Raw genomic sequence first — 15,730 nt, 5'->3', positions numbered from 1 at the left:
ATTTGTATACCATAAAGATAACTATTATTAATAACATGGAAAAGACTTAATATAGAGAAAGTTGAAACTTTTTTCAAAAAACAGAAAGGGCTGCGCCAAATGGAATTTTGACACAGCCCCTTTTTGTTTTCGTTATGTGGGTCTTATTTCTAAGCCACTATCTGCGTTTGATTATTCAGCAGCTTTTTCTTCTGCTTCTTCGCCTTCTTCAGCTTCTTCGCCTTCTTCCTCAGCACCTGCAGCAGCACCCTGAGCGGCACGAGTAAGCTTAACAGCACAAACGACAGCGTTTTTAGCATTCATAATTTCGAGTCCTTCGAAGCTTAGATCTGCCACTTGCATTGTCTTACCTAGTGCAAGTTTTGTAACGTCGATTGTCAACTTTTCGGGGATTTCTGTGTAGACAGCCTTTACCGCAAGTCTTCTCATCTGAAGGATAAGTTTACCACCGGCCTTAACACCCGCAGCGTGACCTACAAGCTCTACCGGTACATTCATAATGATTGGTTTGTTGTCGAATACTTCGAGCAAGTCAATATGGATGATACGGTCAGTAACCGGGTGAAATTGAATTTCCTTGATTACACAATTTACTGTTTTACCATCTACATTTAGTTCGATTTGGAAGATGTCCGGTGTGTAGATTAGTTTACGCACACCACTTTGTGTAAGCACAATGTGCTTTACATCTTCCCCACCATAGAGGACTGCAGGAATTTTGTCTTCCTTACGCATTGCCTTAGCGGCTTTCTTACCAAGATCGGTACGAAGTGTACCTTCCAGCTTAAATACTTTCATGTCTGTTTTAATTAAATGTGTTACTCAAAATTAGTTTGACCTAATCTCCCATCACACGATGCGATGTCAGACTTGCATCAAAACTTTGATTTATTGATAAAAACAAGCTTATGCCTGTTCGTTTTCTTTCTGAAGCATCTCAGAATATTCTTTCTGAGTCAATGTCTTTTCGTTTAGTGTGACTACTTCCTTAACCTTTGCAGCAAGTTTTTCATCAGCAACCAATGTTGCATAGCGCTCTACTTCTTCTCGGTTGGCAAGAGTCTTTTGTACGAATTGATCCATCATTTCGTCAGGAATATTTTGCATACCGTACTGAGCCATTCTTGCACGAGTAATTCTGACGATTGTCTCTTTGATTTCATCTTCTTCGGGCTTGATTTCGTAATCAGCCAACATCTTATCCCTTAGTATTGAGTAGGTAAGATCGGGAAGCATCGCCTCAATATCCGGATCTTCTACCGGCTGACGATCTTCTTCTTTCTTCTTCATTTCTTCCTCCTCTTTTTTGCTCTTGAGCCACTTAGCAAGAAGATCTACAGGATACTCAGGCTTACCTGCCTTTTCGATTAGATACTTCTTCAAATCTTGTGAGAATCTGTAAAGGCTCTCTTTTTCAAGTTGAGATTCCAAAGAAGTCTTAATCCAAGCACGAAGAGAAGCTTCATCTTTGACATCAGCATTTCCGTCGAAATTCATTGAGAAGAATTCATCATTCAGCTCAGCTTGTTCAAATCTCTTGATAGAATCGATTTGGAATTCGAACTCTGCTTCTTTGTAGAGGTCAAGTTCTTTTTTGTCTACACCCAATAGGTTTGACAATTCGTACGCATTACCATCTGTAGCCTTGTGAGGGAAGAATCTTATAGCACTATTCTTCTTAGCACCTTCAAACTTCTTCTTTTCGTCCTCATCTTTGTAGATTGACGGCATGATCATAGCATTTTCCTTGTCGATACCACCATCTTTAGCTTCTCCATTTTCCAACTGGATCAAATGGCCATAAACAAGGTCTTTGTCTTTGTATTCGTCTACATCGACATGCTTTCCGAACTGATCTCTGATACGAGCCACTTCTGAATCAATATCCTCTTCTGTAACAGTAATATTGTAATAGTCGACCTTATTCTTCTTTGTCAATTTAACCTCAATCTTTGGAGCGATAGCCAAGTCAAAGTTGAAAGTGAAATTATCTTCCTTTTCAAAATCAAGCTCTTCCTGGCTTGCCACCTGCATGGGCTCACCCAATGCTGCAATCTTTTCCTCACGGATATAATCATAGATTGACTTACCAACCAACTGATTGATTTCCTCAACCTTAAAAGCCACACCATATTTGCGTTGGATAATGCTCATTGGCACCTTCCCGGCACGGAAACCCGGCATAGAGACTCTTTGTCTATAATGACGCAAATTCTTTTCAAGATTTTCTTGATAGTCAGCTTTTTCGACTTCAACAGTCAACACAGCATGCGTTTCGTCTGTGTACTTGATATTTACATTCATACCTTATTATATATGCTATTATTTATTCCATAATTCACCGGATGGCTTTATCACAAGTTACATCCGTCAAAATTCGGACCTTAAAAGAGTCTAAACAGCTCAATTTCGAGCATAACTTTCCTCTCAAAAGTTCGGCAAATGTACACATAATCATAGAGTGTAGAAAAAACTCCTTATAATATTTGCTCTGCAAAGGTAATCAAAAAGCATTCAAAATGGCATCAACAATCAGATTTATAAGTGTTTGGTTTTCTTTGCAAAAACAAAAAGTTCCAAGAGGCAACAGATTTGATGTTCCCATAGGCAAAACATCTATCCTCACTTGACAAGCCTTTAAGACGTCCAACTTTGTACTTTCACTCTTCGAAAAACACAGACACGCAACAAATTCCTTTTAATGTTAACACTTAAATAATGACATTGTATAGATTATCATTCTGCCAAATAGATACCTAAACACTCAAAATACGTCGGAAACCCCTATTATTCGTACCTATAAGTAGGTATTATAAGGGGTGTATTGGTAATAAAGGGAAAGTATTAGTTAGATTTGCAACAGAGATTGAAGATGAAAACAATCATTGTTTTTACTACAGTGTATATATTTCAAAAACCATTCATCAAACATTTTAACTCAAGACAAAGTATTAATTATGAAACGCCTAATCATGCTTCTTTGCTGCGCTATGTTGCTGAGTCCAATCTTAAGGGCAAATATAACACAGCCAAGCACTGTATGTGAACAAGCTAAAATTCCAAACGATGCGAATATCGTTGGACACGTAGTCAACAAAAAAACGGGAGAACACCTTCCGGGTATCACTATTGCTATAAAAGGTACCACTTTTGGTACTATGACAGACCGTACCGGACACTACTTTCTAAAGAATCTAAAGCCTGGCAAGATTACCCTTGTAATGCGAGGCATGGGCTTTAAAAGTCAAGAAAAGGATGTAACAGTCGTCCCCAACAAAATTGCAGAGGTCAATTTTGAAGCAGAAGAGGACCAAATCAATTTGGATGAAGTTGTAGTAAGTTCCAATAGACAAACTACTCTTCGCCGACTTGCACCGACTCTTGTAACCGTATTGGGCGACGAAGTTTTCGAAAAAGCCAACGCAGTCAACTTAGCACAAGGATTGGTTTTCCAACCGGGTGTTCGCGTAGAAAACAATTGTCAGAACTGTGGCTTCAACCAAGTTCGTATCAATGGATTGGAAGGTCGGTATACACAGTTGCTCATAGACAGTCGCCCTATCATGAGTGCTCTTAGTGGCGTCTATGGACTCGAACAAATCCCCGCCAACATGATCGATCGCGTAGAAGTCGTCAGAGGCGGTGGTTCTGCTCTTTTTGGCTCTTCAGCCATTGCCGGAGTAATCAACATCATCACAAAGGAGCCCACCAACAATAGTTTTTCTTTCACAGAGTCTCTTGCCTTTACGGGGATGAAAAATCCGGACAACAACATCGGATTCAACGCGTCCATGGTAAGTGACAATGCAAAGGCCGGTGCCATGGTCTTCGGTCAAGCCAGGAAGCGTCATCCATGGGATCAGAATGGTGATGGATTCTCTGAAATAGGTAAAATCGACGCCGGTTCACTTGGTGCACATATGTACCTTAAAACCTCTGATTATACAAAACTATCGGGAGAGATACACCACATAAATGAATACAGAAGAGGAGGTGATCATCTCGACTGGCCCGAGCATGTAGCCGCAGTGGCCGAAAGGACTAATCACTCAGTATATAGTGGTAATCTAAAATTTGACCTTTTCTCAAGCGACTACAAACATCATTTGCAGGCTTACACTTCAGCTCAACTCATTGACAGAAGAAGTTATTATGGCTCTATTGGTGAATGGACAGACGGCTGGGGAACATTGGGCAATCCGGTACCAAAAGATATGTATGGAGATAATTATGGTGTAACAAAAGGCAAAACTTACAACACCGGATTTCAATATACATACGACTTTGACAAGCTACTCTTTATGCCTGCTCAAATCCTTGTGGGTGCAGAATATACTCGCGACGTTTTGACAGACAAGATGCCTATTCGCTCTTGGGAAGCAGCAAAGGACAAACAAGGCAATCTATATTCAATGTTCCCGGAGCTGGATCAAAGAATCAACAACTGGAGTCAATTGGCTCAGATCGAATGGAAAAACGAACACCTCAGCTTCCTTCTTGGAGGTCGTCTCGACGAACATTCAGCCCTCAACAATCCAATTTTCAGTCCAAGAATAACTGTTCGTTACGCTCCAATGAGGGCCATCAATATCCGCGCCAGCTATGCCAAGGGGTTCCGTGCACCACAGGTATTTGATGAAGACCTTCACGTGGGTGTCGTTGGAGGAGAGGCTCAAAAAGTATACAATGATCCGAATCTAAAACCGGAGATCAGCCATGCATTTAACTTGTCATTAGATACATACTTTCAGCTTTGGGAAGGATCGCAAGTCAATTTATTGGCTGAAGGTTTTTACAACAGACTAAAAGACGTCTTCACCAATGAAGAGCAGGTCTCTTTGGGTGATGGCATTAAACGATATACCCGCATCAATGGTAGTGGAGCCAAAGTTTACGGTATCAACTTGGAAGGACGCATCGTATACGGATGGGCTCAACTTCAAGCAGGATTTACCATTGCAAAGAGCGTCTATGACAATGCAGAAGAATGGGGTCTTCATGCCTCATTCAAAGATGGACAACCTGTTATGACCCCACAAGAGGTGTTCGACGAAGAGACGGGCAAAGATGTAACCAAATCGGTATATAACATTTCACAAGTTAGCAACAAAATGACCCGTACACCAAGTGCATACGGCTACTTTACCCTTAGCCTAAATCCTTACAAACCACTTAAGGTATCATTCACGGGAACCTATACCGGACATATGTACGTACCTCATGCAATCTCTTATGGTGCAGGAGCTGCAGTCAGTGATATGGGACATAAACCGTTTGATGTACCAGAAGATCAAACCGGAGAGACTGATATTCGAGTTGACGAACTACTCAAAAGCCCTACATTCTTTGACATCGGAACTAAGATTTCTTATGACTTCAAGGTATGCGAGACTGTAGATCTACAGCTATTTACGGGTATGTACAACATATTCAACTCATATCAAAAAGACTTTGATAGAGGAGTCAATAGAGATTCAGGATTTATATATGGACCAAATATGCCAAGAACAGCATATTTTGGAGCCAAGATAAGTTTCTAAATCGATTTTCATAACAACTTAGCGGACATAGCCCCCGAAAGTTTTTGCACTTTCGGGGGCTATTTTATCTCAATATATCGATAAAAAGAGCTTTTGTGGTTTAGTAAAGGCTAAACTTCAAGAATATCCTAAACGATATTCTTCAAAACAGGATGTATACAAGAAAATAAGGAAGCAACAGTCTCTTGCTATAAGAGCATTTTAGGCGGGAATTCCCCTATGCTGATTTGCCTTCTCGGGAGGAGGTGAAAGGGCTCATTTATCCACTTGTAAAAGTCTGTTTTGGGAATATATTCAGACGCTGTGAGATTAGACAGGTGCTACAGATATTTCGCCACCCTTTTAAGATAATGAAGCAAAAGTGCGAAATATAACTAAAGCGCTCCTTAGAGGCATAGCCTGAAACTACTTAATCAGGCTTCCTCTTCTACGCGCTGAGCAAAAGCCTTTTTCTTTAGTCTGTCGCCGAAGCAAAGGAAAGCCAGGTATTTGTCAGTACGAATAATCTTGATTGTAAAGAGCGTTACCGTAATTACGATTGAAGCATTGATAGCCGCAAGAATCGTTTCTGTAAGGAAAAGCCTTGACGGATCCGGAATTGTAGTAAGGAACGCTCCAATCATCGGCAATGCCGGAAGGAAGAAATAATGGATAAGGTAGATCGGAAGAGACTGCTTGCCGATTAGCTGCAACGCCCTCAAGACCTTTCCATCCTTATTAGCAGCCATCCTGACAATAATGTTGCAAACTGTGATCATGGCGAGGATCGCAATAACAAACCGTCCAGGATCAAAAGCGCCCTTAAGCACCACCGCATAAGTGAATACGTATACGAGAGCTATCACTGCGAAGAAGATGTCATTATAGAGTAGCTTCTTCAGGAATGAGTATCTTGCAACGAAAAATCCGATAAAGAAGAACGGGAAAAGGGACTTGAGCTTGCCAAGTGAAAGGGTTGTAAAATAGATGTCACCCAACTCTTGGAGCTGCATGGTACAAAGATATTCTAAGCCATAAACGATTGTGAACGAAATGAGATCGAGAATGATGTTGTTCTTCCTATTGACAAGGGACTGTATAGCTGAAAATATGAGATAGAATACGAAGATTTCGAACAATACGAGGGTGAACCAATATCCGCCATGCATGATAGATGTCAATAAGCAATTTACATAGAAATAGTAGGCATCGGTCATGTCTGGATTAAGTACAATCGCATACAGGATAGGAAGCAAAATCAACGGTAGCAAAAGACGCTGAGCTTTTGATGAAATGTAATGGATGCCTTTAACAAGGGAGAAGCGCAAAGGCTTTAAGCCGGTCAAAAAGCCGGATATGGCAACAAATAAAGGCATTTGAAAAGAATCTAGAAACTTAAAGGTCAAGGCTGATGTGTACTCACCAAAAGAAAAGAAAAACGAATGACCTACGACCACTAAGAACATTGCGAAGCCCTTAATAAGGTCAACATTTCTGTTATATTCAACAGGCATAGCGAAAAGTAATTAAATTTTCAATATTGATTGCCGAATAGAATAGTTATTCTACTCACGCGCAAATGTACAAAACGAATGTAAGAATTTATTCGAATACCAACAATGCGTAAAGAATAATGTGAAATAGCAATTGTTTTACTAATCGCTTAAGCTATGACTGAAATGATACTGTCCCGAAAAAGGGTGTACCCCTAGATCTTTATCTTTGAAATAATAAACAAAATGGATTCTACACGAATAAATTGAAGAAATTATTTCGAATTATTGCTAGTCATAAATCACAAAATAGAGACTGACTTCTGTAAAGAAATATCACTCCCTATTTTGTTGTGCTATTTTATGTCAGATATGGCGATAGAAAGAGCTTTTTGGGGTTTAATAAAGGCTAAACTTAGTTCTGACCGGGGATCTTGATTTCCATCAAATGGATGCGCACCACCTGATCATCTTTTAGGATAAACTTACATTGTTCAAAAGTGGGAACTCCCATCTGTCCTCGAACATTATTGCTGAAGCCAAACTTCTCGACAGGTATACCCATGGCTCCGGTATCGAGTTTGTAATTGCCGTTGACATCTTCAAAAAGGGAGATTGCATAAGTCCCCTCGGGAAGTACCGTGGTGATCTCTTGACTTTCTCCTGCAACCTTCACTGCATCGCTCCACACAGGAGTTTTTAAGAAGGTACTATCAGAGTTGTACAGACCTATCAAGAGGGTACTATTAGCACTTTTCATGCCATCTACTACAATGGTCAATTTCTTTTGGGCAAAGCTGCTACTTACTGAGATAAGCATAAGCAGAATGATTAGAATCTTTTTTGTCATAATGAATTTAATTGATTGTTATGTGTATTACCTAATGTGATAAACAGGCCTATGAAAATAAAGGGGGTATCTGATGGGACAATCGGTCTGACACTTGCCTCGGAATACTCATAGCCATAGATATTTTTACAGCCTAAGATATTTCGACAGCCAAGATGAATGATGATATTATCTTTTGGCAGATAAGACCACGAGAGATCAAACCTTGTCCGAGCGGCAGTAGTTTTGCTTGACGAAGGATTGTAAAACTGGTCATAGTAGGTAGCTCCGGAGTCTATAAAAAAGCTCATTCCCCACAAGGAATGAAGTGAAGCGAACCAATATTTGGCAGTCATATTGAAAACATGTTTTGAATTGTACGATGGGGCATGCAAAAACGAAGCATTGTTTGACAATATCTGTGTATCAGTATAAGAGTATGTAAGCCAGTAATCCAAATCACCCCACTGATTTCTCCAAAAGAGCGAAACACCTTTGGCAGTACCATATCCTAAATCACCAAAAGCTACCGGCTGACCATCTGCGAGATTGTAAGTACTTAAATGGGTATAGCGTTTATAAAAAAGATCACCTTGAAGCTTGCTCAATCCTTTGGAAAAATTATAGGAGACCGTTGCTACTTGAGCTTTTCTAAAAGGCAAACGGCAGGTATATCGAAGGACATAATCATCCGGCATCTGATGATAAATACCACCAGTCAAAGAAAGTGTGTTATGGACATCTAATTGGTAACCTACATATAGACGAGGAGCCAAGTTGTAGCTATTCAAAAGCGAAGAATATTCGGCACGCAAGCCGACATTCAGATTAAGGGGACCATGACTCCAGCCTACCTCGTCATAAAAGGCAGGCAACTCATTTTGCCACAGAGCCTGATACGATCTACTTAATGTGTAACGACTCTCAAGATCAGTATGCACATTCTCCAACCCCATGCGATTGGTAAAAGACTCATTGTAATATTTCAATTCAATTTTGCCTTGACAATCAAATCGCTTAGAACTGACTTTGTCCATCGTCTCTTGCAATGAATTTCCCCGTATGTGATCGATCCCAAAGCTGCAACCAAGATAAAGCGACCACTTCGGATTTAGAGGTTGTGTAAACACGGTATAGCCATAAAGATATTGCTCCTTCAATCGACTTCCATTAAGCATAGCATTGATCCTCTTTTGATCAAACTTGACACTCGACAAACTTCCATTAAGATAAGATTTAAGAAGCCCCCTATGTGGTAATATCAGCTGAGAGAAATGATCTACTTGGACCTGATCATAATGATGAAATCGAGAACTTTTACCACCAATCACCTCCGTATAGAGAGCCATATTTTGGTAACCAACCGAAGTGCGTGATGAATGGGCACGATGCTTGGTAATGACCGACACTTCAGGACCAATAGAAGAAAGGTTGATATCCATTTTCGGCTTCATCTCTTGTGGCGAAAGAGAATTGAGCTGGAGCACCCCGCTCATCGCATTGCCATATTGTGCAGAATAACCACCCGAGTAGAGCACAACACCCCTAAAAAGATCCGGCGAGAAGCGGCTACGCACCTCACTATTCTTTGGTTGCAAAGTATAAGGATTGAAAAGAAGTAAGCCATCAAGATAGAGATTAGACTCTTCGGGCGAACCACCATGAATAATGAGTCTCCCATCATTTTCATTTTGCTGCACACCGGGCGTAATCTTTAACCCGGACAAAACATCACCCATAGCAGAAGGATTAGTCACAATCTCAAACGAATTTAGCGTCACTGTTTGTGCAGCATAATCACGAACCCTACCATACTTAGAGGGACGCACCATAAGAGTCTCCAACTCATTCACCTGATCCTTTAGAAATATCTGCACATCTCTCTCCCCTTTGTACAGCTTGACCTTTTTTTGCTCATACCCAATACAACTAAACGTAACATTCACAAAAGGCTGATTAGGACCTAACAATATTCTAAATATTCCATTTGATTCAGAAAGAACAGCTTCTCCATGATCAAAAGCAATAGTCACCTGTTCAAGCCCCTGACCATCCTCATTAAGAACCCGACCCGTAATCATATCCTGAGCAAAAAGGCACAATGGAAATAATTGGATCATAAGTACAAATACAATATATCTGCAACACATAGGCGTTTGTATTATTTAATCTCAAAAACTTATCTCATTGTCTTCACTAAAATGACATGACTGCAGACCTGTTTTTGATACATCAAAATCAATTATTGGATTAAATTAATCACAAATATAAATCAGTTTATTTTATAAACCAAACAAGAGCATAAACAGGTAAAAACGAACTGTATTAGATAAATAATGTAAATAAGTACGAGCTGTTTTTGTGCATAAAAACAGCCTATTTTTGATCTGAAAATGGGCCTTTCTGAGGCAAAAATGAGAAGAAGATGGATAAACCTGCCTGAGCATATGTTAAATTAGATTAAAAGCCTTTCGTGATTTATGAATAGATGACTTTTAAATCGCTTTTAGCCTGCCTTTTTTGGAAGGTCGCGCGACTTGCAATCCGTTCTCGCGCTACTTTGAACCTAAACTCGCGCGAGGTTGCACTTGAAGTAGCGCGACTTCGCATGTCAAGGTCGCGCGACAACGGATCGAAAGTCGCGCGAGAACAGATTGCTTCTCGCGCGAGCTATTTTGTTAAAATAGCGCATAAAAAAGCCCGTTTCGTACTAATAAAACGGGCAAATTGAGTATAGGGTCAGATTCCCCTAACCCCAAAATGTATGAATGTCGGTATAAATAAGGGCTGTTTGAACCCCTTTTAGAGTATTATGTAGGGCAACAATATTTAACAAACGGAGGCCTTTTGTTGCGAGCTTCACAGCCAGCGAAAAGGGTCTGTTGGAGAGTCTATTTTTGATACTTGTCTCTGAGTCAATTTGGCTCAGTCCAAAGAGATATATCCTACCGCCTCGGAAGAGTGATCCTCCAAGCCGTGCAACAATCAGAAGTGTCATAATGAATAAGATTATCTCCATGGTTTTATATTCTATTCTCCAACTAAGGTACAAAAATGCCGTCACTTTTACAACGAACCAACTATTCTGTCAGAGCAAAGAACATCCACATGGAAAAATATGTCAGCGAAGAAGTCAAATACCTCTACAAAATCAAATCATTGGCCTCGTTGTAGTTCTTTTGTTTCTTTTTAGCAGCAACATTATCTTTGTGAAACAATATGTCTTCGCTTTTGCGAAGGAATTTGCGTAAAAATTCAATTTAAGAAACTAAGATGAACAAGAATAAAATTATTATTATCATTTCGGTAGCAGTAGCAGTCATTGCCGTAGCTCTTGGTATTATCTTTTGGCAAAAGAATAAAGCCATCAATCAGGAGAGAGAAAACTATGCCAAAATGGAGAAAGAGCAGATGCTCGATGAACTGTACGAACTCAACGATGAGTACAATGTACAGTACAACAAACTTAATGGCACGATGACCGAAGGGCAGTTGAAATTGTCCAATGACTCAATAATGCAACAGCTTTTGAGCGAGAAGTCAAAAGTGGAAAAACTTACTCAAGAGCTTAATTCCGTAAGGAGCAATGACCTGAAAACTATTTCTAAGCTGCAGGCAGAAGTAAAAACACTTCGGACTATTTTGAAATCTTACGTTACACAGATAGACTCGTTATATGCAACCAATCAAAGGCTCAGAACAGAAAACGACAAAGTGAAGGCTGATTACAGACGAGTAGAAGCAGAGGCCGGTCGTCTCAAGTCAGAAACTACACAACTCACCAACAAGGTTTCACTTGCAGCCAAACTTAATGCTGTAGGTATTAGTGTATCGAAGCTAAATAAGAAAGGGAAAGCCACTAAGAAAGTCTCTAAGATCACCAACCTGGCCGTAAGTTTTACTATAGCGAAGAATGTCACTGCATCTGTTGGAAATAAAGTAATATACATACGAATTATGCTTCCGACAGGAGAAGCCCTCGGCGGCGGTGGTATGTTTGATCTCGAAGGTAGCAAGGTCGAAGCATCAGCTCAAAAAGCAATCGAATACACCGGAGAAGATATGCCAATTACAATCTATAGAAGCATCAACGAAGCTTTGCCAACAGGACAATATAGAGTTTACATCTTCGCTGATGGCAATCAAATAGGCCAAACTACTTTCTCCATATAAAAACTACGGAAAGCATTAAACAATTCAACGCAATCCATTGTTATACATATAAGAGAACACTAAAAACAATTTTATCATTATGGCAAAAGTAACTTTACAAGGAAATAATATTAGACTATCAGGCGAGATGCCTCAAGTTGGTACTACAGCAACAGATATTTGCGGAGTAAAAACAGACCTTTCACCCATGGCTCTTAGCCAACTTCAAGGGAAAAGGGTCGTTATGAATATCTTCCCGAGTGTAGATACCGGTGTATGTGCTGCCAGTGTTAGAAGATTTAACAAAGAGGCTGCAGCTCTTGACAACACAGTCGTATTGTGCATCTCAAAAGACCTGCCTTTCGCACAAGCAAGATTTTGCGGAGCAGAAGGTATCGAAAATGTAATCATGCTGTCTGAATTCAACACCAACTGCATGGAACAATATTATGGACTTGGCATCGTAGAAGGTCCTATGACCGGTCTTCTGGCAAGAGCTGTCATCATTTTGGACGAAAATCGCAAGATTCTTTATACCGAACTGGTACCGGAAATTACTCAAGAACCAAACTACGAAGCAGCTTTGGCGGCATTGAAGTAAGAAAACTTTTAGAAAGACCAAACTTGGAGAGGCTGGATCAAACTTGATTCAGCCTCTTTTCCTTTTCATTAGTAACTTAATGTGGACAAGAGGAACCTTTGAATCAATTGATACTTATTTAGGGCCCAACCTAAGAGTCTTTCTTACGACAGAATTGTGTTTAAGGATAATTGTGAAAAAAATTATAACTTTGAAGGCACGCAAGGCAGAAGAAAAAGATAATGAAAACAGCCGAGCGCACTTCATTGAAGACAAGAGTAAAAGTTTTCGAGCGAGAAAGCTCATTGGACAATGAAGATATAAGCGTTAAGATGAAATAAACAGAGGCGTTTCATCATAATAGATTGATTCTTTCGATTTCATTTCTGTTTAGGAGATATGGTGATTTCGAAAGCAGAGATGCTTTATACAGAGATATTTCAGCAGACGATGATTATTAGTAGATGATGAATGTTCAACATAATATCGAACATCCTGTCACAAATATGTTGATTGTTAAGAACTCCCTGTGATAATAAGAATGGGGAGCCGTTTCTATTATTATTTCATACATACAAAGAACAAAGCGATATTTGTCAAAAGATTATAAACCAACGCTTTACAAGAATATTACTTTGAGGATCTTTGTATAATTAAAGAGTTATAAACTCCAAATAATAATAAAATCAATCCTAAGTTTGTACCTTTGTGTTGAACATTAGTGTGATATAATAGAATAATATATAAACTCATGAACGTTGTAAGTAAGACGATAGCACTACCTGACGGACGTACTATCACAATCGAAACAGGCAAATTAGCAAAGCAAGCTGATGGAGCCGTTACGGTACGTATGGGAGACACCGTGCTTCTAGCTACTGTATGTGCAGCCAAAGATGCAAATCCGGGCTGTGACTTTATGCCATTGCAAGTTGAATATAAAGAGAAGTATTCGGCATTAGGAAGATTCCCCGGGGGATTTACAAAGAGAGAAGGAAAAGCAAGCGATTACGAAATTTTGACATGTCGGTTGGTAGACCGCGCTTTGAGACCACTTTTCCCTTCCAACTACCACGCAGAAGTTTTTGTTAATGTAATCTTGTTCTCTGCAGGCGCAGACGATTTGCCCGACGCATTGGCGGGATTGGCTGCATCCAGCGCATTGGCAGTAAGTGATATACCATTCGAAGGTCCTATCTCTGAAGTTCGTGTAGCAAGGATTGATGGCGAATTTGTTATCAACCCGGGTCGCAAAGACCTCGAACGTGCCGATATTGACATGATGGTTGGTGCTACATACGAAAACATCATGATGGTTGAGGGTGAGATGGATGAAGTGCAAGAAAGCGAAATGCTTGAAGCCATCAAATTTGCGCACGAGACTATCAAACAGCAGTGTCAAGCTCAAAAAGAGTTGGAAGAGGCTGTTGGTAAAACAGTCAAGAGAGAATACTGCCACGAAGTAAACGACGACGAACTCAAACAACTCGTTCATGATCAGTGCTATTCAAAAGCTTATGAAATCGCAACTTCCGGAACAGGCAAGATTGAAAGAACAGAAGCCTTTGAAAACATTTTGGAAGAGTTCAAAACCAACTACCTCGAAGGCAAAGAACTGACAGCTGAAGAAGAGGCAGAAAAAGAGGAGATGATTGGTCGCTATTATCACGATGTTGAGAAAGAGGCCATGCGTCGTGCTATCTTAGATGAAGGTAAACGTCTTGACGGTCGTAAGACTACAGAGATTAGACCTATCTGGATTGAGACAAATTGTCTTCCCGCACCTCACGGTTCGGCTATCTTCACTCGAGGAGAAACACAATCTCTCTCTACAGTTACTTTAGGAACCAAAGAGGACGAAAAGTTGGTAGATGATGTACTATACAGAGATTACGAAAGATTCCTCCTTCACTACAATTTCCCTCCATTCTCAACAGGTGAAGCTCGTCCACAAAGAGGTGTAGGACGCCGTGAAATCGGTCATGGCAACTTAGCACACAGAGCTCTCAAAAGAATGATCCCGGAAAACTATCCATACGTTGTAAGGGTAATGAGTGATATTCTCGAATCAAATGGATCAAGCTCCATGGCGACCGTATGTGCCGGTACATTGGCTCTAATGGACGCAGGTGTACAAATCAAAAAGCCTGTTTCCGGTATTGCAATGGGACTTATATCCGAAAACAAGGGTCAAAATTATGCCATCTTATCAGACATTCTGGGTGACGAAGATCACTTGGGTGACATGGACTTTAAGGTAACAGGTACAAAAGATGGTATCACTGCAACTCAGATGGATATCAAGGTTGATGGATTGAGCTATGAAATCCTTGAGAACGCCCTTGCACAAGCCAAGGAAGGCCGTATGCATATCTTGGGAAAAATCTTGGAAGCTATGCCTGAAGTTAGACCGGATCTTAAACCTCAAGCTCCAAGAATTGAGACTATGCGCATCGCCAAAGAATTTATTGGTGCTGTGATTGGCCCGGGTGGCAAGATTATCCAGGGTATTCAAGAAAAGAGCGGAGCTAAAGTTAATATCCAAGAAGTAGAAGCCGGCAATACCACAGAAGGTCTTATCGAAATCTCAGCAAACAACAAAGAGGCTATTGATGTTGCACTCGCTATGATCAAAGGTATTGTAGCAATACCGGAAGTTGGCGAAGTGTACAGCGGTAAGATTATGTCTGTAATGCCTTATGGTTGCTTCGTTGAATTCTTGCCGGGCAAAGAAGGTCTTCTTCACATATCAGAAATTGATTGGAAACGTTTTGAGACCATCGAGGAGACAGGTCTCAACGAAGGAGATCAGATCAATGTCAAACTTCTTGATATAGATCCTAAGACCGGAAAATTTAAGCTTTCTCACAAAGTTTTGCTACCTAAGCCCGAAGGATATGTAGAGCCGGTCAGAAGAGAAAGACCAAGAAGAGAAAGAGGCGACAGAGATAATGCTCCAAGAGAAAGAAGAGATAACAATAATAGAAGATAAATTACCTCGTCAATAAATAATAATGGGGTGTGTCAAACAATGATATGAACCCCAAAAGTTAGACTCAAAACTTTTGGGGTTTATTTATGGAATCAAACAAAAAGAAAAGACGAAAGCATAGTTATTATGATCGTCTCCGTTACATGCATATGTTGGAGGAAGGAT

At 40.2% G+C, this 15,730-nt stretch carries 10 protein-coding genes; 4 read left to right on the top strand and 6 right to left on the bottom strand.

Annotation, left to right across the window (positions count from 1 at the left end; genetic code table 11):
• Nucleotides 1-171: 171 nt before the first annotated feature.
• On the bottom strand, nt 172-798 hold the full coding sequence (locus tag ACFO3G_RS06190; protein WP_380079011.1) for a 50S ribosomal protein L25/general stress protein Ctc: 627 nt from the start codon (nt 796-798) through the stop codon (nt 172-174).
• A gap of 108 nt (nt 799-906) precedes the next feature.
• Nucleotides 907-2,304, bottom strand: a complete 1,398-nt coding sequence (tig, locus tag ACFO3G_RS06185; RefSeq protein ID WP_380079009.1) for a trigger factor — start codon at nt 2,302-2,304, stop codon at nt 907-909.
• A 653-nt stretch (nt 2,305-2,957) separates the two neighbouring features.
• Here tig and ACFO3G_RS06180 point away from each other — a divergent pair.
• Entirely contained in the window at nt 2,958-5,540 is a 2,583-nt protein-coding gene (locus ACFO3G_RS06180; RefSeq protein ID WP_380079007.1) for a TonB-dependent receptor, read from the top strand.
• Nucleotides 5,541-5,953: 413 nt separating this feature from the next.
• On the opposite strand, the gene ACFO3G_RS06175 is transcribed toward ACFO3G_RS06180, so the two are convergent.
• The 4 genes from ACFO3G_RS06175 to ACFO3G_RS06160 form a co-directional block, all read right to left on the bottom strand.
• Nucleotides 5,954-7,033 carry an acyltransferase family protein gene (locus ACFO3G_RS06175; protein ID WP_380079005.1) on the bottom strand — a complete coding sequence of 360 codons (1,080 nt, stop codon included), beginning with the start codon at nt 7,031-7,033 and terminating at the stop codon, nt 5,954-5,956.
• Between the two features lie 394 nt (nt 7,034-7,427).
• Nucleotides 7,428-7,862 carry a DUF2141 domain-containing protein gene (locus ACFO3G_RS06170; RefSeq protein WP_380079003.1) on the bottom strand — a complete coding sequence of 145 codons (435 nt, stop codon included), beginning with the start codon at nt 7,860-7,862 and terminating at the stop codon, nt 7,428-7,430.
• The gene (locus ACFO3G_RS06165) at nt 7,859-9,961 is read right to left on the bottom strand and encodes a TonB-dependent receptor (protein WP_380079001.1); all 2,103 of its coding nucleotides are present in this window, start codon (nt 9,959-9,961) and stop codon (nt 7,859-7,861) included. The genes ACFO3G_RS06170 and ACFO3G_RS06165 overlap by 4 nt, the downstream gene beginning before the upstream one ends.
• A gap of 629 nt (nt 9,962-10,590) precedes the next feature.
• Nucleotides 10,591-10,860, bottom strand: coding sequence for a hypothetical protein (locus ACFO3G_RS06160; protein ID WP_380078999.1), 270 nt, complete (start codon nt 10,858-10,860; stop codon nt 10,591-10,593).
• Between the two features lie 254 nt (nt 10,861-11,114).
• On the opposite strand from ACFO3G_RS06160, the gene ACFO3G_RS06155 reads away from it, so the two are divergent.
• The 3 genes from ACFO3G_RS06155 (at nt 11,115) to pnp (ending at nt 15,565) form a co-directional block, all read left to right on the top strand.
• The gene (locus ACFO3G_RS06155) at nt 11,115-12,014 is read left to right on the top strand and encodes a hypothetical protein (protein WP_380078997.1); all 900 of its coding nucleotides are present in this window, start codon (nt 11,115-11,117) and stop codon (nt 12,012-12,014) included.
• A gap of 79 nt (nt 12,015-12,093) precedes the next feature.
• Nucleotides 12,094-12,594 carry a thiol peroxidase gene (gene tpx, locus ACFO3G_RS06150; RefSeq protein ID WP_380078995.1) on the top strand — a complete coding sequence of 167 codons (501 nt, stop codon included), beginning with the start codon at nt 12,094-12,096 and terminating at the stop codon, nt 12,592-12,594.
• Nucleotides 12,595-13,324: 730 nt separating this feature from the next.
• Entirely contained in the window at nt 13,325-15,565 is a 2,241-nt protein-coding gene (gene pnp / locus ACFO3G_RS06145; protein WP_380078993.1) for a polyribonucleotide nucleotidyltransferase, read from the top strand.
• Nucleotides 15,566-15,730 lie beyond the last annotated feature (165 nt).

The organism is Falsiporphyromonas endometrii, assembly GCF_042654485.1.
In the GTDB taxonomy this organism is placed as follows: Bacteria; Bacteroidota; Bacteroidia; order Bacteroidales; family Porphyromonadaceae; genus Porphyromonas; species Porphyromonas endometrii.
The sequence above is the reverse complement of the archived record's forward strand: the minus strand, read 5'-3'. Positions and strand labels throughout refer to the sequence as shown.

Coding starts and splice junctions, on each gene's coding strand:
- ACFO3G_RS06190 (WP_380079011.1), bottom strand. CDS start 798: ATGAAAGTATTTAAGCTGGAAGGTACACTTCGTACCGATCTTGGTAAG.
- tig (WP_380079009.1), bottom strand. CDS start 2,304: ATGAATGTAAATATCAAGTACACAGACGAAACGCATGCTGTGTTGACT.
- ACFO3G_RS06180 (WP_380079007.1), top strand. CDS start 2,958: ATGAAACGCCTAATCATGCTTCTTTGCTGCGCTATGTTGCTGAGTCCA.
- ACFO3G_RS06175 (WP_380079005.1), bottom strand. CDS start 7,033: ATGCCTGTTGAATATAACAGAAATGTTGACCTTATTAAGGGCTTCGCA.
- ACFO3G_RS06170 (WP_380079003.1), bottom strand. CDS start 7,862: ATGACAAAAAAGATTCTAATCATTCTGCTTATGCTTATCTCAGTAAGT.
- ACFO3G_RS06165 (WP_380079001.1), bottom strand. CDS start 9,961: ATGATCCAATTATTTCCATTGTGCCTTTTTGCTCAGGATATGATTACG.
- ACFO3G_RS06160 (WP_380078999.1), bottom strand. CDS start 10,860: ATGGAGATAATCTTATTCATTATGACACTTCTGATTGTTGCACGGCTT.
- ACFO3G_RS06155 (WP_380078997.1), top strand. CDS start 11,115: ATGAACAAGAATAAAATTATTATTATCATTTCGGTAGCAGTAGCAGTC.
- tpx (WP_380078995.1), top strand. CDS start 12,094: ATGGCAAAAGTAACTTTACAAGGAAATAATATTAGACTATCAGGCGAG.
- pnp (WP_380078993.1), top strand. CDS start 13,325: ATGAACGTTGTAAGTAAGACGATAGCACTACCTGACGGACGTACTATC.